15 protein-coding genes are annotated in these 17,520 nt (G+C 29.0%); 9 read left to right on the top strand and 6 right to left on the bottom strand.

Annotated elements, in window-relative coordinates; all coding sequences use genetic code 11:
• From HBE96_RS08910 to HBE96_RS08880, 7 genes are all read left to right on the top strand, one after another.
• A complete protein-coding gene (locus tag HBE96_RS08910; protein ID WP_169297409.1) occupies positions 1-771 on the top strand; it encodes a lantibiotic immunity ABC transporter MutG family permease subunit in 771 nt (256 codons plus the stop codon).
• Positions 772-854: 83 nt separating this feature from the next.
• Positions 855-1,514: a response regulator transcription factor gene (locus HBE96_RS08905; RefSeq protein WP_169297408.1), complete on the top strand. Its 660-nt coding sequence runs from the start codon at positions 855-857 to the stop codon at positions 1,512-1,514.
• Entirely contained in the window at positions 1,505-2,884 is a 1,380-nt protein-coding gene (locus HBE96_RS08900; protein WP_169297407.1) for a sensor histidine kinase, read from the top strand. The genes HBE96_RS08905 and HBE96_RS08900 overlap by 10 nt, the downstream gene beginning before the upstream one ends.
• Positions 2,885-3,943: 1,059 nt before the next feature.
• Positions 3,944-4,243, top strand: coding sequence for a hypothetical protein (locus HBE96_RS08895; protein ID WP_169297406.1), 300 nt, complete (start codon positions 3,944-3,946; stop codon positions 4,241-4,243).
• 137 nt (positions 4,244-4,380) lie between these two features.
• A complete protein-coding gene (locus HBE96_RS08890; RefSeq protein ID WP_169297405.1) occupies positions 4,381-5,061 on the top strand; it encodes a corrinoid protein in 681 nt (226 codons plus the stop codon).
• Positions 5,062-5,074: 13 nt separating this feature from the next.
• The gene (locus tag HBE96_RS08885; protein ID WP_169297404.1) at positions 5,075-6,154 is read left to right on the top strand and encodes a uroporphyrinogen decarboxylase family protein; all 1,080 of its coding nucleotides are present in this window, start codon (positions 5,075-5,077) and stop codon (positions 6,152-6,154) included.
• Between the two features lie 12 nt (positions 6,155-6,166).
• Positions 6,167-6,631, top strand: coding sequence for a uroporphyrinogen decarboxylase family protein (locus HBE96_RS08880; RefSeq protein WP_169297403.1), 465 nt, complete (start codon positions 6,167-6,169; stop codon positions 6,629-6,631).
• A gap of 186 nt (positions 6,632-6,817) precedes the next feature.
• Here the strand turns inward: HBE96_RS08880 and HBE96_RS08875 are convergent, their stop codons facing one another.
• The 3 genes from HBE96_RS08875 to crcB (HBE96_RS08865) all read right to left on the bottom strand — a co-directional run bounded on the left by HBE96_RS08875 (position 6,818) and on the right by crcB (HBE96_RS08865) (position 9,105).
• Positions 6,818-7,672, bottom strand: a complete 855-nt coding sequence (locus HBE96_RS08875) for a cation diffusion facilitator family transporter (protein ID WP_169297402.1) — start codon at positions 7,670-7,672, stop codon at positions 6,818-6,820.
• 641 nt (positions 7,673-8,313) lie between these two features.
• On the bottom strand, positions 8,314-8,673 hold the full coding sequence (crcB, locus tag HBE96_RS08870; protein ID WP_169297401.1) for a fluoride efflux transporter CrcB: 360 nt from the start codon (positions 8,671-8,673) through the stop codon (positions 8,314-8,316).
• 3 nt (positions 8,674-8,676) lie between these two features.
• Complete coding sequence (gene crcB, locus HBE96_RS08865) at positions 8,677-9,105, bottom strand: fluoride efflux transporter CrcB (protein WP_342590166.1); 429 nt, start codon at positions 9,103-9,105, stop codon at positions 8,677-8,679.
• Between the two features lie 455 nt (positions 9,106-9,560).
• Here crcB (HBE96_RS08865) and recQ point away from each other — a divergent pair, with 455 nt between their 5' ends.
• Both recQ and HBE96_RS08855 read left to right on the top strand, forming a co-directional pair.
• Positions 9,561-11,696 (top strand): DNA helicase RecQ, encoded by a 2,136-nt coding sequence (gene recQ / locus HBE96_RS08860; RefSeq protein WP_169297399.1) that lies wholly within the window; start codon positions 9,561-9,563, stop codon positions 11,694-11,696.
• Between the two features lie 355 nt (positions 11,697-12,051).
• Complete coding sequence (locus HBE96_RS08855) at positions 12,052-13,761, top strand: methyl-accepting chemotaxis protein (protein WP_169297398.1); 1,710 nt, start codon at positions 12,052-12,054, stop codon at positions 13,759-13,761.
• A gap of 109 nt (positions 13,762-13,870) precedes the next feature.
• Here HBE96_RS08855 and HBE96_RS08850 read toward each other — a convergent pair whose 3' ends face one another.
• From HBE96_RS08850 to HBE96_RS08840, 3 genes are all read right to left on the bottom strand, one after another.
• Positions 13,871-14,089 (bottom strand): DUF3892 domain-containing protein, encoded by a 219-nt coding sequence (locus HBE96_RS08850; protein ID WP_169297397.1) that lies wholly within the window; start codon positions 14,087-14,089, stop codon positions 13,871-13,873.
• A 321-nt stretch (positions 14,090-14,410) separates the two neighbouring features.
• Entirely contained in the window at positions 14,411-16,444 is a 2,034-nt protein-coding gene (locus HBE96_RS08845) for a methyl-accepting chemotaxis protein (RefSeq protein WP_169297396.1), read from the bottom strand.
• A 194-nt stretch (positions 16,445-16,638) separates the two neighbouring features.
• Positions 16,639-17,496: a LysR family transcriptional regulator gene (locus HBE96_RS08840; RefSeq protein WP_169297395.1), complete on the bottom strand. Its 858-nt coding sequence runs from the start codon at positions 17,494-17,496 to the stop codon at positions 16,639-16,641.
• Positions 17,497-17,520: the final 24 nt, after the last annotated feature.

Raw genomic sequence — 17,520 nt, 5'->3', positions numbered from 1 at the left:
ATGGTATCGTTATTTAGAGCTTTAAGGGCTGACTTTCAAAAGTTAAAACATACCCAAACATTTTGGATTCATATTGTAATTCCTGTATTGGGTGCATTGCTTTTTTTAATGTGTTACAATTTATTTAACAATGTAGAAACCATAGAAAAACATGTGCTTTATTTTGAATCTCTTAGTATGTTGTTTCCACTATTAATTGGAATAATTTGCGGTATAGTTGTTTCTCAGGAAGAACAAGCAGGTCAATTTCAAGTATTGCTAAGTACAAAATCAAGGATTACCACATGCTTAAGTAAGCTGCTTACTTTGATTCTTATGGGAATGTTTTCACTATTTTTAGCCCTTGGTATAGTACTTTTAGGATTAAAATTGTTTTTGCATGTATCCAATATTCCATATTCATTATATTTTCAAGCATTTGCATGGATTGCTTTTGGTAATATATTTATTTATATATTGAGTTTTTGGGTTAGCTTGAAGTTTGGCAGAGGTGCATCTATTTTTCTTGGAATTGCAGGAATGCTTATTGCTGCTCTAATGATTACAGGATTGGGAGATAGATGTTGGATGTATCTTCCATGGGCATGGAGTGTAAGATTTTGTGATTTTGCTGCTTTAAATTTTATGGCTGCAGCAATGCATAAGGAAATTCCAGATTTTTCATACAACCTTCGGAAAGCATCATTCATTACGGGTGCATACACTTTTGGAATATTGACATTACAACTTTTATGGTTTAAGTTTTGGGAAGGCCGCAAGTGTGAGGAATAATCTTTTGCATAGTTTAAAAATAATATGATACAAGAATGCAGTTGAAGTTTGAATTTTTAACTAATTTGAAAGGTGATGATATTATGGCAAGAATTCTTGTAATAGATGATGAAAAAGATATTTTAGTTCTCGTTAAAAATGTTCTTGCAAAGGATGGACACGTTGTTACAATTGTTAGTGATGCAAAGGCAATAAAGGTTAATGAATACACCAAATATGATCTGATTTTATTAGATGTGATGATGCCAGACATAGACGGTTTTGAATTATGTAAAAAAATTCGTGACCTAGTAGACTCACCAATATTATTTTTAACAGCTAAAACCATGGAAAGTGATATAATGTTTGGATTTGGAATAGGTGGGGATGATTATATAAAAAAGCCCTTTGGTACAGGAGAACTTCGTGCCAGAGTTAATGCCCATTTGCGGAGGGAAAACAGAGAAAAGCACAACATGATTTCTGTTTCTGGTATAAAATTTAATCTGGCAAGTAAAGAAATCATAGTACAAGACAGAAAAGTTCCCATGACAAAAAGTGAATATGCTATTTGTGAGTTCCTTGTACGAAATAAAGGACAGGTATTTACAAAAGAGCAAATTTATGAAGCTGTATATGGTTATGAAAGAGAAAGTGACAGCTCAGGTATTGCAGAACATGTAAAAAACATAAGAGCAAAACTTGCTGTTTTTGAATTGTTTCCAATTGAAACAGTTTGGGGGATTGGCTATAAATGGGAATAAGCAAAAAAGTACCTACTATGAGGAGGATTTTTTTTAGATATTTATTAACTATGATTATAGCATTCATTGTTTTTTTAGCAATATATTTTGAACTTAGTTTATTGCTTATAAAGCTCAATGTATTTTTGCCTGCAAATTATAGTGAAGGTTTGGCTAAAACTTCAAAATCTCAAATTCAATCAGCACAAAGCGTTACGGAAAGTATGATTCCTAAAGGGTGCAAATTTGTTGTTTTTGATAAAAATTACAAAGTAATTAAAACAGATTTAAATTCTGAAGACTTAGAAAAAGCAAAAAAATGTGCACTGGGAGAAAGTTATGGTTACCGAGGAGGGACGAAACAGTATTATGTTATCCCAAGAAAAGATGGAGTATGTGTACTGCAGTATTATATTATAATGAGATATAGTCCTAACTTTTTAAATAATAGTTTACCTAATCCTCAGGTAATGTTTGCCTTAATATTTATTTTTTTATGTGTTACTATTATTTTTGTTGTTTCAACACTTTATGCAAAAAAGATAAAAAAGCAGCTAAATCCTTTGCTTGAAGTAGTAGAAAAAATTAAAGAAAAGGATTTAGATTTTGAAGCAGGTTATTCTAAAATTAAGGAATTTAATGACGTATTACTGTCACTTTCGGATATGAAAGAGGAATTAAAAAAATCCTTAAGCGAAAAATGGAGTATAGAACAAGCAAAAAGAGAGCAAATTTCAGCTCTTGCGCATGATATAAAAACTCCTCTTGCAGTTATTAAAGGAAATACTGAGCTGCTAATAGATTCGCCTTTAAATGAAGATCAACAAGAATATACAAATTTTATTCATAAAAATGCCAATCAAATTGAAAAATACATAAAATTACTTATTGAACTTTCCAAAGCAGAACAAGGCTTTAATATACAATTAGAAAAAGTTAATACAAGGGAATTTGTAAACAATATTTATAGCCAATTAAATGCTCTTGCATGTATAAAAAAATTACAAGTTGAATTTGAAGAAAAATCTTTACCAGAGGAAATTAATATTGATCATAATTTAATGTACAGAGCAATTATGAATGTTATTTCTAATGCAGTAGATTATTCAAAGGATAATAGTAAGATATATTTTAAAGTAGAATATTTGCAGGATAACATTTGTTTTAAAATTATAGACAGCGGAAAAGGTTTTTCAGAAAAAGATATCAAATTTGCTATAACACAATTTTACACAGGTGATGGAAGCCGAACATCTAAAACTCATTATGGTATGGGATTGTATATAGCTAATTCTATTGTAAAACAGCATGGTGGTGAACTTCATATTGAAAATTCACCTATTACAGGAGGAGCACAAGTTGTAATTAAGGTACCTGTAAATTTTTCATGATTTAAAAATAATGTGACACAAGTAACCGAAGAAACGTTAAGCTGTATTACGGTTGATATATGTTATGCAGGAACACTCACTTCATTAAGAAGTTCTAATTGCTTGAGATATTGAAAAATCCCTACCTCTTCAAATGCGACGTCCTGTCGCTTTCAGAGCTTTTGCCGTCCTGGCAAAAATTACGGCATTTTTCAATATCTCAAGCAAAGAACTTCTAAAATTTGTTCGAATGTTCCTGCATAACATATATCAGTCTTCATACAGCTTAACGTTTCTTCTTACTTCAGTTTACATAAATACTATTATCTTAAAAGCGTAGCTTTCATAATAATTATTTTTTATCTATATATTTTAAGTTATTTAGTTTAGTCACAACTTAAGGCGCAGCCTGAAGTAATAGATTCATTTTCAGTTTTGAATCTATGTGTTATATGGTGCCTTATTTTGATTATTTTGAGCACTCGCAATTCTATTATACCAAGAGAAATACTTTTGCTTTATGTGTTTATTCTGAAGGCTTCCACCTAAGTTTTTAAGAGCTAAATTATAAAATTATCAATATTAATATGTACAACTGAAGTTACTAGTTTTGATTTTAACTTTTACGTAGGGATATAGGATAAGCGTTTACTCACATTAGCTAAATTGTTTTCTTATTAGTCTTAGCGAGAAGTTAAAGAAAGCCTTAGAACTTTAGCCTTGTTTGAGGGAACCGAGTTTGGCAAAGTTCTTAGGGTTTCTTTAACTTTGAGCTTTAGACTAATTGAAAACATTTAGCAGTGAGTAAACGCTTATCCTATATCTCGTAGTAAAAGTTAAAATCAAAACTTTCACTACACTTTGCTTCGCATTATGCCCATTATATAAGAATGTATATTAATAAATCAGCAGCTTTTAAATACTATTAAGAGCTGTTTTTTGCTTTATATTTTAAATAATGATTATAACAAACAATAATCGAAGAAAGCCTGTCTATTAAATTTACAAATAATTATTGTTTAATTGGTATAAAAGTAAATACAATTAGTTTAGGGCGTTTAAAGAGAAAAGGTGTGAAACTTGTGCATAGTCAAATTTAAGAATAAAAGTATTCAGCTAGAAGTAAAAACTGGTACAAAGCTTATCGACTGTATAAGGGAGGCAGGCCTTATAATAGAAAAACCATGTAACTTAACAGGTAAATGGGGTAAGTGCAAAGTTAAGGCTTATGGAGAATTGTATCCTAAAACAGAAGAGGAAATACTAGAAGAGATAACAAAAAACACGGGAGAGACCTTTCCAGAAGCACATATAAAAGGGGGACTTATGGTAACGTTTTTAAAAGCATTAAAATATGGTGCCTTTTTGCTTAACAGTTGAAGCAGAAGCTTTAGGTGCAGATATAAAAATGGGTGATGGAAATCTGTAGTTTGGAAAATAGAATTGTAATTATAAAAAAAGTTAATTTAAATGTTATTAGAATTTTATAATATAAATTTTGAAAGGAAGAGGAAGATATGAAAGAGGAATTAATTAAAAAGTTATCAGATGCAGTTGTTGATATGGAGGAAGATGAAACTGTAGAAATTTCAAAACAATGTGTAGAAAATAATATAAATGCTTATGAAGCTATAGATAAAGGATTAGCTAATGGTATGAATAGGGCAGGTGAACTTTATGAAGAAGGAGAATATTATATTCCAGAATTGTTAATGTGCTCAGATGCCATGTATGCAGGACTTGATGTATTAAAACCTCATTTGAAGAAAGATGAAAATGAAGTTAAGGAAAAAGTAGTAATAGGAGTAGTACAGGGAGATACTCATGATATAGGGAAAAATTTAGTTAGAATAATGATGGAAACAGAAGGTTTTGAAGTAATAGATCTTGGAAGAGACATACATCCAATAGATTTTGTTGAAAAGGCTAAGGAGGTAGGAGCATCTATAATAGTTTTATCAACTCTTATGACTACAACTATGGATGGTATGGCTGAGGTCATAAATATATTAAAATCACAGGGATTAAAAGATAAAATAAAAGTTATGATAGGTGGCGGACCTATATCACAAAGCTATGCAAATAAAATAGGAGCTGATGGATATACTACAGATGCTTCAAAAGCTGCAAAATTTGCAAGAGCTTTAATAAATAAAATGGATAATAATTTAACTAGTTCAAATATCGAATCAGTATAGGGGGCTTAAAAATATGAAAGATCAAATGACTCCTATGGAGAGAGCTATAGCCTTAGGCAAAGGAGAAGCTGTAGATAGATTACCTTGTAATCCCAATATAGCTAATGGAGTAGCGCGTATTTATGGATGCAAAATTTCAGAATTTAACACCAGTGGCAAAACTATAGCTGAAGCACAAATAGCTTCTTACAGAAGATTTGGAATGGATGGTGTTAGAGTTTTTACTGATCTTTATGTATGGGCAGAAGCTATGGGAGCTAAAATTTTATTTCCAGAAGATAACACAGCAGATCTTTTGGAACCTGCAATCAGTGATATAAAGGATATTGATAAAATAAAAGTAGCTAATCCCTATAAAGATGGAAGACTTCCAGTATTTGTAGAAGCTATGAAATACTTATCAGATGCTTTAGGAAAAGAGGTTCCTTGCTCAGGAGGTATTGTAGGTCCATTTACTAATGCTTTTTTCCTTGTAGGCATTGAAAAAATGACAAAGCTATTTTTTAAAAATCCAGAAGCAGTACATAAGCTTTGTGAAATTTCACTTCAAACTTGTATAGAATATACCAAGGTTATAATGGATATAGGTCTTTCGCCTACTATTTCAGAACCTTTAGCTTCTTGTACTATAATAAGTCCTAAGCATTTTAGAACATTCTGTCTTCCATATTTAAGAAGGCTTATAGAATTTATTAATTCAGGAGGTAAAACTTGTGTTCTTCATATATGTGGAAAGACAGAAAAAATATGGCCTGATATAGGAGAAATGGCTTCTATAGGAGTAGGAGGCTTTAGTATGGATAATGTAGTAAGTCTTTCGGATTGTAAAAAAACAATAGGAAATAAGATGAAGGTAATAGGTAATATAGATCCATCTAATGTTATGTATGCAGGTACGAAAAATGAAGTAAGGAATGCTGTAATAAATAGTGTTATGGAAGGTTATGACAATCCAAAAGGATATGTTATAATGTCAGGATGCAGTCTTGCTGTGGAAACCCCTTTAGAAAATATACAAACTATGATGGATACTGCTAGAGAAATTGGATATCCAGTAAATAAAGAAAAATTAGAAAAAATGATAATAAAATAGGAAAGTGATAAAATGTTAACACCAAAAGATAGATTATTTCTAGTTTTTAAAGGCAAATCAGTAGGCAGACCACTTTGCATATGCCCTGGTGGTATGATGAATATGATAATAGAAGAAGTGATGGATTTAACAGGATGTAAATGGCCAGAAGCACATATGAATCCTGAAATTATAGCAAATTTAGCTGTAGGTGTATATGAAAATGGAGGATTTGAAAATGTAGGTGTACCTTTTTGTATGACTGTAGAAGCAGAAGCCATGAGAGCAAATGTTTTCTTAGGGACAAAAATAACTGAACCTAGGGTTACAGATTATATAATAGATTCTGTTGATAAATGGAGAAATTTAAAGAACATAAATATAAATGGGGGACGAGCTAAAGTAGTATTGGATGCCATTAAAATTTTAGAAGAATATATAAGGAAAATATCAGGTAATTGTGTAAAATCTGGTGTAAGTATTTTATCTACAGCTTGAGGTATTGGAATTAAAACTCCACTTAAGAATATACAAATGATGGTAAAGGCAGCTAAGGGAGAGTAAACTACTAACGTTAAAATAGGACTTAACATTAAAATTGATTTTAGTGTTAAGTCCTTTACTTTTAATAATAATTTTCACACATAATAAAATTAGGTAAATTTCATTTTTAAATTAGGTATTCTATTTATATGAAGGTTCTGCATGAATTAATACATAAGACTTAGGTATAGATACTTTTATTTCTGTTTCTATTTCACTACATAAATCATGTGCTTCTATTAATGAAAAGTTTCTATTAATTTTCAAATGAATGTCTATTTGTTTATGCTCGCCACATTGTCTTGTTCTAAGTCTGTGATAACCAGTAATGTCACCATGTGAGTTAATAATTCCTACAATTTTTTCTATATCTTCATCGGATAGTTTACTATCTACTAAATCCTTTAAAGACTTTTTTATTAAATCTATTGAAGTTTTAATAATTAGACAAGCCACTAATATAGCTGCTATAGGATCTATTATTGAAATCCCTGTAAATTTTACAAGCACAAGTCCTAAAAATACACCTAAAGCTGTGGCTACATCTGTTAATAAATGAAAAGCATCTGCCTCTAAAGCTATAGAATTTGTTTTTTTAGATATTTTCATAAGAATAGTAGAAATTATAAAATTGATAAAAGCAGATATAAACATTACCACTAATCCAGCTCCAACACTCTCTATGTGAGATCCAAGAAATAATTTTTTTAAAGCTTCGTATATAATTAAAAATGCTGCAAAAAGTATAAGTATTGCTTCTACAAAGCCAGAAACATTTTCGTATTTACCATGTCCGAAAGGATGTCCTTCATCTTCAGCCATAGAGGATTTTTTTATAGAAAAAAATGCTATTAAGCTTGCAAGTAAGTCCATAGAGGAATGAATAGCTTCAGACATAACACTTACAGAACATATGGATATAGCAGCTATGAATTTAAATATTATAAGGGTTGAATTTGATATTATAGATAAAAGAGCTGCTTTCTCTTTATTCATTTGGTACAGCCTCCTGTTTTACTTAAGTTTTACAAAATTACTTATGTTTTATTAAATAATATATGCTTAATGAGTAAAAATGCTACAAAAGAGTATTGGGAGTGGTAAAATTATAAATTTACAAAAGGTTTGACATTTTTGTAGTACAATGTTTTAATTTCATAAAATTATTTCGGAGAAAGTTTATTAACTAATAAATAATACTGCGGAAATACTCTTTTATGTTATACTATATATAAATTTTAGCAGGAGGAGATAAAGTGAAGGAATTTGGAAAAATGTTAGGTTGGATAGGTGCTTGAGGTTATGGAATAGCTATGATTAATTTTTTTATAAAGTATATTAATAAAAAGTACATAAGTAAATTTTCTAAGGATAAAAAAAAGTATATTAATTTTTATAGAATTATTATGAAGTATGTAGCCATCAAATAAAACAATAAATAAGTGAGTATGTAAAATAAATTACATACTCACTTAGGCATATTCCCCAAAATAACAAGTTAGTATTTTAGTATATTTTGCATCATACTGCATCAACAGAACCCTTTGATAGAACAACAACTATCATCGGAATCTATTTTCTTGTAGGTGGTAAGGTATACTAACATCTTTGACTTGTTATTTTTGAATATGATTTATTTAATGCATTAATAAAACTAATTTTGTACCTAGCATATATCCTACCACACCTAGAATAAAGGATGTTAATATATATGTAATGGCATTAAGTTTAAAATTCTTTTCAAAAAGGTTAAAACCTTCATACATAAAAGTAGAAAATGTAGTATAGGCGCCTAAAAAGCCATCACCTATAAGTAAATATAGGTTTTTATTTACACCAATGCTGCTAATTATACCAAGCAAAATTGCACCTGTAATGTTTATAATAAAAGTTCCTATAGGAAATGGTGATTTTGAGTATTTACTTATAAATTTTCCTAAAGAAAATCTAGTTATACTTCCCAAAATACCACCAATACCTACTAATAAAATTTCCATAATTTAATTTTCTCCTAAGTTTTCAATAGTTCTATTTAATAATTTAGTTGCAGCAATTCTGCCTGCAACTACACCTAAATAAGCAGCAGTCAAACCTAAAAATGCTGAATTTAGTACATATGTTATAGAATAAAAGTAATGTGCCTTGTAAATAAGTTCAGAGCTTTCTTTACATAAAGTAGAAAATGTGGTGTAAGCACCTAAAAAGCCTGTACAAATACCTAACTTTAAATCTGTATTTATTTTAAAACCTTCTAATGCTGCAGTGGTTATAAATGCTAATAAAAAGCTTCCTGTAATGTTTATAATCAAGGTATTTACAGGTATATTATTTCCAAAGTTATTAATAGGGGCACTTTTAACTAGAAATCTTAAAATAGCTCCTAAAAATCCACCTAATCCAATAAAAAAATATTTTTTCAATTTAAACACTTCCTTTTAATAAAAAACTGCTTTTTAAATTTTAAAATCAATTAAATCGTATTTTAAAAGTATACTATATTTCTAGTAAGTTTAAAAGATATGATGCAAAACAATCAAATGAGTTTTAGAAGAATTTATGCAAAAGAGTATTAACTATTATGCAAAGTATCAAGAATTATAAATTTATAAAATAAAATGGCATTAAAATTTGTAAGCATAAGTTAGTAGTAAGTAGAGGTAATACCTGGATAGGGGGACTTGATGTTATAGACTTGATGATGTATTATTGAGCTTGGAACTAAGTATTGATTTTTGAATATTTTAATCTATAAAGGATAGTATTCTTAATGTATACTAAAACAAAATGAAAAAATAAATTCATTTTAATAATCAAATTTAATTATGAGCTTATAATATCTGTGTGTAAGCACATTAATAAATAAATTCGGGAGGTTTTGTTTTTAATGCTCAACGAGGCCAAGGTTTTGTTAAAAAAATATTATGGATATGATAGTTTTAGAGAAGGACAGGAAAAGGTAATAAATAGTATATTAGAAGGTAAAGATACCTTTGCTATAATGCCTACAGGAGCAGGTAAATCAATATGTTATCAAATACCTGCACTTTTAATGAAAGGAATAACAATAGTTATATCTCCTTTAATATCGCTTATGAAGGATCAAGTAGATGCTCTTAATGATATAGGGGTAAAAGCAAGTTTTATAAACAGTTCATTGGATCAATACGAACTCCAGGAAAGAATATTAATGGCTGTAAGTGGATATACAAAGCTTTTATATGTAGCACCAGAACGATTAGAATCTGAAAGCTTTTGTGACCTAATAAAGACACTTAATATATCCATGATTGCTATAGATGAATGTCACTGTGTTTCACAGTGGGGGCATGATTTCAGACCTAGCTACAGATCTATAGCACCATTAATAAAAAAATTAGACCATAGACCTATAGTATCAGCTTTTACAGCTACAGCAACTAGTGAAGTTAAGGAAGATGTAGTAAAGCTTTTAAATCTTAAAAACTCTAATGTTTATACTACAGGTTTTGATAGAAAAAATTTGTTTTTTTCTGTGGTTAGAGGAGAAAATAAAAAGGATTATTTATTAAAATATTTAGAAAATAATAAAGATCAAGTTGGAATAATTTATGCTGGTACTAGAAAAGAAGTGGATAATATTCACGATGTTCTTACAAAGAAAGGGTATTCTGTAGGTAAATATCATGCAGGTATGAGTGATTCAGCTAGGACAAAAGCTCAAGAGGATTTCTTGTATGATAATGTAAACATAATTGTAGCTACTAATGCTTTTGGAATGGGAATTGATAAATCTAATGTAAGATATGTTATACATTATAATATACCTAAAAACATGGAAGCTTATTATCAGGAAGCAGGCCGTGCAGGAAGAGATGGAGAGCCTAGTGAATGTATTTTACTATTTGGAGCTCAGGACATTATGCTTCAAAAGTTTCTTATTGAACAAAGTATATTTTCAGAAGAAAGAAGAATTAATGAATATAGAAGGCTTCAGGATGTAGTAGATTATTGCCATACCACTAAATGTCTTAGAAAGTTTATTTTAGAATACTTTGGGGAAAGTGATGTACCAGATTCTTGTGACAACTGCAGTGTTTGTAAGGATGAAACTGAGCTTACAGATATAACTATAGATGCTCAAAAAATATTTTCATGCATAGCACGTATGAAACAAAAGTTTGGAACGGTTTTAGTATCTCAAGTATTAAGGGGTTCAAAGGATAAAAAAGTATTAGATTTTGGATTTGAAAAACTTTCTACTTATGGAATAATGAAAAATTATACTGTAAAAGAAATAAAAGATTTAGTAAATGTACTTATAGCAGATGAGTATTTATATCTTACTGAAAGTCAATTTCCAGTAGTAAGACTTAAGGAAAATGCTGTAAAAGTGCTTAAAGGAGAGGAAAAGGTATTTCAAAAGATTCATAAGGCAAAAAAGAAAATTACTCAGGAAAATTCTCTTTTTTTGCTGCTTAAATCTGTTAGAAAAACTATATCTGAAAGAGAAGCAGTACCTCCTTATATAATTTTTGCAGATGCAACATTAAGAGAGATGAGTGAAAAGTTTCCTGAAAATGATGAAGAACTACTTAATATTAAAGGTGTTGGAGAATCAAAACTTCAAAAGTATGGCGAAGAATTTTTAAATGCTATAAAAGCTTATTTAAAAGAAAATCCTTCAGAAAAAGTTTCACATGAGCCTATAAAAGAATTACAACCTGATGAATCTAATAAACATGATATACCCAGTCACGTTATAACTTTAAATATGTATAATGAAGGTAAATCTTTAGAAGAGATAAGCAAGGAAAGAAATTTGAAATATTTAACTATTGAAGATCATATAATGAGATGTGCTTTAGAAGGAATGGATGTGAATTTAGATTTATTTATACCAAAAGAATATGAAGAATGTATTTTTGAAGCTATAAAAAAATCAGGAAGCACAAAGTTAAGAAGTATAAAGGAAATGCTACCAGAAGAAGTAAGTTATACTGCTATAAAAGCAGCTTTATGTAAAAAGCAAAATTCTGCTTAATTTACGTAATAAATATTTAAGTGAACCTAATTTTTGGATATATAATTTATAGGAGCTGTGAAATATAAGGTTAATATTTTAAATTCACAGCTTTTGTAATGCAAAAATAGTTTATTATCATAATAAAATTCTTTAGCTTATAATAAAATAATGTTATTTAAAATTTAATAGAAAATCAAATAAGTTATATAATACAAATTATCCATGATTTATAATATATTTTGATAGTGACTTAAGTATTATAACAAGGTATAATTTTTCTATATAAATTTTTATTATTTGTTTTTGTAAATATAGGTTAAACCGCAAAAAGTAAGAAAATATTCACTAAAGATAAGGGAGGATTTTTAAAATTATGAGTAAACTGGGTATGAAAATTCTCAGGTTAGTATTGGCGGTAGCTGGAATAATCATGGCAATATCATTGATAAGCTGCTGGAGTATAATTAGGAGTGCAGAATCAAATCTAAAATATGAGGCAAAGGAGTCTATTACAAAATCTATTAATGCTGTTGACAGGAACAAAATAGAAAAAATAATAAACAATCATTCTAATAATTCTAAAGAATATACAGAAGTATTGAATTCTATGATAGTATTTAAAGCCAAAAATAGTATAAAGAACTTTTATATTTATGTAAAAAAGGATGATAAAACTGCTCAATTTCTTGTAGATGCTTCACCAGAGGCTGCTGACTTTATGGAAAACTATGAAATGGCAGAAGAAATGCGAAGTGCTTTTGATGGAAAAATTACTGTAGATAATGATCCATATACAGATAAGTGGGGAACATATGTATCAGCTTATGCACCAATAAAGAATTCATCTGGACAAGTCATAGCTGCTATTGGAATGGATGAAGATGTTTCAACATTAGAGAATATTAAAAAGTTATTTTTTAAAGTGTCAATTTTAGAAATTATGTTTTCTATAATTATATCTTTAGTTTCAGTATATATATTTTCTAAAAAATTAAAGTGTAATATTGGTATAATTGAAGATAAATTGTCAAATATGAGTGATGGAAATTTGCAGGGAAACATAGAGTTAAAAACAAAAGATGAAATTGAACATATATCATATTTTTTAAATGATTTTAGATTAAAAATTAATAGCATGATAATAGGCATAAAAAAGGATGTAGAAGATGCTTATGAAAGTTCTGATAGCCTATTTAGCATATCCAAAGAGATGTCATTAAGTGCGGAAAATGTTTCATCAATCATACAAAATATATCAGAAAATTCTGCAAAACAAACTTCAGATATTTTAAAAATAAAAGAAAACTTTGATGAATTTGGAGAAAATATAGAAAATACAGCTAAAATCATAGGTGAATTTGACATTATGGCCAATAAAATTAAAGGTAACTCTAAAGAAAGTAGTAGCGATGTGAAGTTGTTAATAAATTCGATAAATGATTTGAATTTTCAATTCAAAGCTGTTGTGGAAAAAATTCAAGCACTGGGTTCTGATATTGACAAAATAAGCGATATCACAAATTTAATAAATGATATATCAGATCAAACTAATTTACTTGCATTAAATGCATCCATTGAAGCTTCTAGAGTTGGAGAGGCTGGAAGGGGATTTAGTGTTGTAGCAGATGAAATTAAAGTACTTGCTGAACAAGCCAAGGCATCATCAGAAAATATTAGTAGGCTCTTAAAAAATGTTTCTAGTAAAAGCAATGATGTTATAGCTGGTGCTAAAAGTGTAGATTTGCAATTTTCAAGTCAAATTAATATTGTAAATAGTATTGCTAATTCCTTTAGAAGTATAATTTATGATATGGAAAAGTTATTGCCAGGAATAAATATAGTTAATTCATCTGTAATTGAAGCTAATAATAAAAAGACTGTAATAGTAAATAATTTAAGAACTTCATCTTCTTCAGCAGAAGGGATTTCTGTATCTTCTGAAGAGATAGCTGCTTTAGCTGAAGAATTAAATAGTTCTACAGAAGAAGTTACTAATTCTGCTAAAAAGTTAGTTTCCATAGTTAATAATGTAGTTAATAATATAAATAAATTTAAGACAGAAGATAGAGGTAATAATAAATAATATAATTACTGGATTAATTATACAAAAAGCATCTGACATTAAAGGTTAGATGCTTTTTATAAAAAATAGACTAACATTTGGCCTTGTTATTTTTTTGAAGATGCCTTAATTAGAAAGTAGGTAAATTGTCTAAATTATTCTCTAAACTGCTATTAGAAGAAGATACTATAACATCATTTCCATTTTTATTTTTTCTTACAATTACAGAATCTACTTGACCTAATTTTGCAAGGGCTACAGCTTTACTTACATCCATTTCGATGCCTTCATCAGTGAGCACATTTGTTATATCACCATCAGCATTTTTTCTGATTTTAGTTATTTTCATTAAAAATTTCAACTCCTATCTATATATAAATATAATCTATATTATATCCAGTTTATATTTCATTATTAAAACTAAAGAAATTTTGTATATTTACTAGCTCACTATCATCACATTAACTTCTTATATTCTAAGAGATTTTTTTGAATGAAATAACATACAGTATTTATTTTTCTGTATTTTATTATGAAGTTTATTTATGCTCTTCATTATTAAATTTGTATGCAGAAATCAAGCTCATATGAGCTGGGTTTTTTATGTAAAAAAATAAAGGGTTCTGCCTCACCTAGAAATTCTATTGTGAGACAGGTCCCTTGTTATTTTTTAAATTTTAAATATTTTTATACTGTTTTCCAACTCTTCTGCTAAGTTCGAAAGATTTTGGACGCTATCAGATATTTCTTGAAGTCCTGCAGATTGTTCTTGAGTAGAGGCAGCTACTTCTTCTGTGCTTGCAGCAGTATTAGTAGATATACTTTGAATTTCATTTACATGTTCATTTACATTATCTATATTTTCCTTTGATTCTGCTACCATAACATTAACTTTTTCGAGATATATTTTTGTGCTATTAAAAGATTCCAATATTTCTTTTAAAGAATCTCCAACTAATGTTACAATTTCTCCTCCCTTTTCACATTCTTTATTACCTTCTTCAATAGAGGAAAGAGCTTTTTCTGTTTTATTTTGTGTTGCTGTTATCAATTCTTTTATATTGCTAGAAGATTTCATTGATTCGTCTGCAAGTTTTCTTACTTCTTCAGCAACTACTGAAAATCCTTTACCAGCTTCTCCAGCTCTAGCTGCTTCAATAGAAGCATTTAGGGCAAGTAACGCAGTTTGATCTGCTATACTATCTATTAATTCTACGATACTTCCTATTTTTTTAGAAGTTTCCTGAAGTTCAACAATTATTTCTGATGAATAAGTTACACTATTTTTAATAGTTTCCATTTGATTAATCATATTATTCATTTTGTCTTTTCCATCAGAAGCAAGATTGCTTGTTTTCTCTGAAAACTTAACTACTGATTTAACCTGGTCGCTTACAGTGGCCATATTATCTACTACTTTTTCCATGGAAGCAGATATTTCCTCTGTAGCTTTAACTTGCGTTCCCGCACCGTCTGCAATTTCTTCTGTAGAACTTGATATTTCTTCAGATACTGCTGCTGCCTGTTGAGCAGAGGATAAAAGTGTAGTAGAAGATGAAGAAATACCCTGTGACATGTTATTTATTTTATTAGTCATATTCCTCAAGCTTTCTATCATATTATTAAAACTTGAAGTTACCATTCCTATTTCATCCAGTGATTTGATTTCTACGGATTTTGTAAGATCACCATTTGCTGCTTCTTGTGCAACATCTGCAAGTTCAGATAGAGGTTTTAAGTTAGATGAAACTGTTTTTATTATTACAAATCCTCCAAGTACAGTTATTATTAATGCTATTAGTATAAACATTATAGCTATACTTCTTAATGCTGAAGCTTCACTTGCTAAAGAAATTCCTATTTGAACAATTCCAACAATGTTTCCATTTTTTTGTATAGGAATTGAAATATCATAAACTCTTTGTCCGTTATAAGTTTTAATACAGGTATTTACATTTCCTTCTTTAAGAGCTGATTTACTTCCTTCATCCGTTAAAATGGTTCCAATCTTGCTCTTGTCATTATTTGCAGTAACCTTTAAACTTTTGTCTGCGGTAAGGGCATAAAGTATATTTGAACTTGTTACTAATCTAGTAACAAGACTTTGTTCACTTATAGAGTTATTAAGTTTTTCTATTTCATTTGCAATAATACCTACCTGTATTATCCCACCACCAGAAGCAGCTATTTCACCATACTTATAGTAATTTCCATCACCTATGTAGGAACTTTTCCTTATAGCTTCAACAGCTTTACTTTTTTCTCCTTTTAATACTGATTGTACACTAGGATTATTAGTCATAGTTTTATAATCAAAATTGATATTACCAGTCATATTAGAATGAGTTATAATTCCTTGAGGATTAGAAATATCTATTTCTTGAATACCTAGTTTAGAAGCTGTTTCTTTTAAAAACTCATCAGTTACTGATGGGTTTTGCCCTATTAGATAGGCTATTGAGGTCATTTTGTCACCTAAAACAATATCTATTTGAGCTGACATAGCTTCATTAGTTTGAATTTCGGAAGTTATTTCTTTAACTAAACTTACACCTTGCTCTTGAACTTGTTTTTTTAATTTTCCACTCGTAATGTAAAAAGATATAACTGCTAGTATTGATATAGCTATTAAAAGAACGCTTACCACACTAGCAGTTATTTTAACCTTTAATGAATAGCTTTTACTATTATCTAGTTTTTTCACAAAATCACTCCGTTTCTTATAAAATATTTAATATTTTTACATATTCGCCCATTTAGCAAATATATTTTACACCATATATAGTTAAAATTCAACAATTTTAGCGTAAAATATTATTTTTATTTAGATAAAGTGATATTTTAAAAATTATGGTAAAGGTATTCTTCAATTTTATAATGTAGATATATAACATAAAATTATGTAAGTATTTTTAAAAAGTTTTTCATTGTTGTAGACACATAACTATTATTTAACCAAACTAAAGAAATTTTAGTAACTAAAGTTGGATTGGTAATTTCTTTGTACTTTAAGTTTATATTTGGAATAAGGTTCACAGCAGAGTTAGGAACTATAGCAATACCCATACCCGTAGTTGCCCAGGTTAGCATAGATCTTACATCATCACTTTCGCAAAATATATTTGGTTTAAAGTCTAATTCGCTGCAGGCATCAACTATCATAGATTTAAATTTAACATGTACTATCAAAGGGGAATTTTTAAGGGTAATCAAATTAATTTTTTTCTTTGATGAAGATATAAAGTTATCATGCGTAGCTGCTAACATGTGTTCTTTGCATAAACATTTAGATTTTAGATTTTTAGAATCAAAGGGATGTCTTATAATTCCTATTTGTATGATTCCATTATTTAAAAGGTCTAGAATTCGAGAACTGCCACCTTCTCTTATTTGAAAGTTTACCTTAGGATAGATTTTGTGAAATTTATTTATTTTTTCAGGCAGCATTGAAGCAGTAGAAGCTATGGTTCCAATGGCTAAAGTTCCTTCAATACCTTCATTAAAATCTTTTAATTCTTTAAGTGTAGTTTCAACTAATTCAACAATTTGTTCTCCACGATTATATAAAAATTTTCCAGCATCAGTTAATTGAGATTTTCTAGTAGTTCTTTCAATTAGCTTTATGCCAATTTCATTTTCTAACATTTTTAATTGGTAACTAAGAGGGGGTTGAGCTATATGAAGTTTTTTGGAAGCCTTAGTTAAGGTTCCTTCTCTAGCGATAGTTAAAAAATATTTAAGCTGCTTAATATCCATGTTTAGTAATCCTTTCTATATTTA

It is taken from the genome of Clostridium muellerianum, from assembly GCF_012926525.1.
In the GTDB taxonomy this organism is placed as follows: domain Bacteria; phylum Bacillota; class Clostridia; order Clostridiales; family Clostridiaceae; genus Clostridium_AM; species Clostridium_AM muellerianum.
The sequence above is the reverse complement of the archived record's forward strand: the minus strand, read 5'-3'. Positions and strand labels throughout refer to the sequence as shown.

Bases quoted from the DNA above. Each gene is read 5' to 3' on its own strand.
- HBE96_RS08910 (WP_169297409.1), top strand. From the start codon at position 1: ATGGTATCGTTATTTAGAGCTTTAAGGGCTGACTTTCAAAAGTTAAAA.
- HBE96_RS08905 (WP_169297408.1), top strand. From the start codon at position 855: ATGGCAAGAATTCTTGTAATAGATGATGAAAAAGATATTTTAGTTCTC.
- HBE96_RS08900 (WP_169297407.1), top strand. From the start codon at position 1,505: ATGGGAATAAGCAAAAAAGTACCTACTATGAGGAGGATTTTTTTTAGA.
- HBE96_RS08890 (WP_169297405.1), top strand. From the start codon at position 4,381: ATGAAAGAGGAATTAATTAAAAAGTTATCAGATGCAGTTGTTGATATG.
- HBE96_RS08885 (WP_169297404.1), top strand. From the start codon at position 5,075: ATGAAAGATCAAATGACTCCTATGGAGAGAGCTATAGCCTTAGGCAAA.
- HBE96_RS08880 (WP_169297403.1), top strand. From the start codon at position 6,167: ATGTTAACACCAAAAGATAGATTATTTCTAGTTTTTAAAGGCAAATCA.
- HBE96_RS08875 (WP_169297402.1), bottom strand. From the start codon at position 7,672: ATGAATAAAGAGAAAGCAGCTCTTTTATCTATAATATCAAATTCAACC.
- crcB (WP_169297401.1), bottom strand. From the start codon at position 8,673: ATGGAAATTTTATTAGTAGGTATTGGTGGTATTTTGGGAAGTATAACT.
- recQ (WP_169297399.1), top strand. From the start codon at position 9,561: ATGCTCAACGAGGCCAAGGTTTTGTTAAAAAAATATTATGGATATGAT.
- HBE96_RS08855 (WP_169297398.1), top strand. From the start codon at position 12,052: ATGAGTAAACTGGGTATGAAAATTCTCAGGTTAGTATTGGCGGTAGCT.
- HBE96_RS08850 (WP_169297397.1), bottom strand. From the start codon at position 14,089: ATGAAAATAACTAAAATCAGAAAAAATGCTGATGGTGATATAACAAAT.
- HBE96_RS08840 (WP_169297395.1), bottom strand. From the start codon at position 17,496: ATGGATATTAAGCAGCTTAAATATTTTTTAACTATCGCTAGAGAAGGA.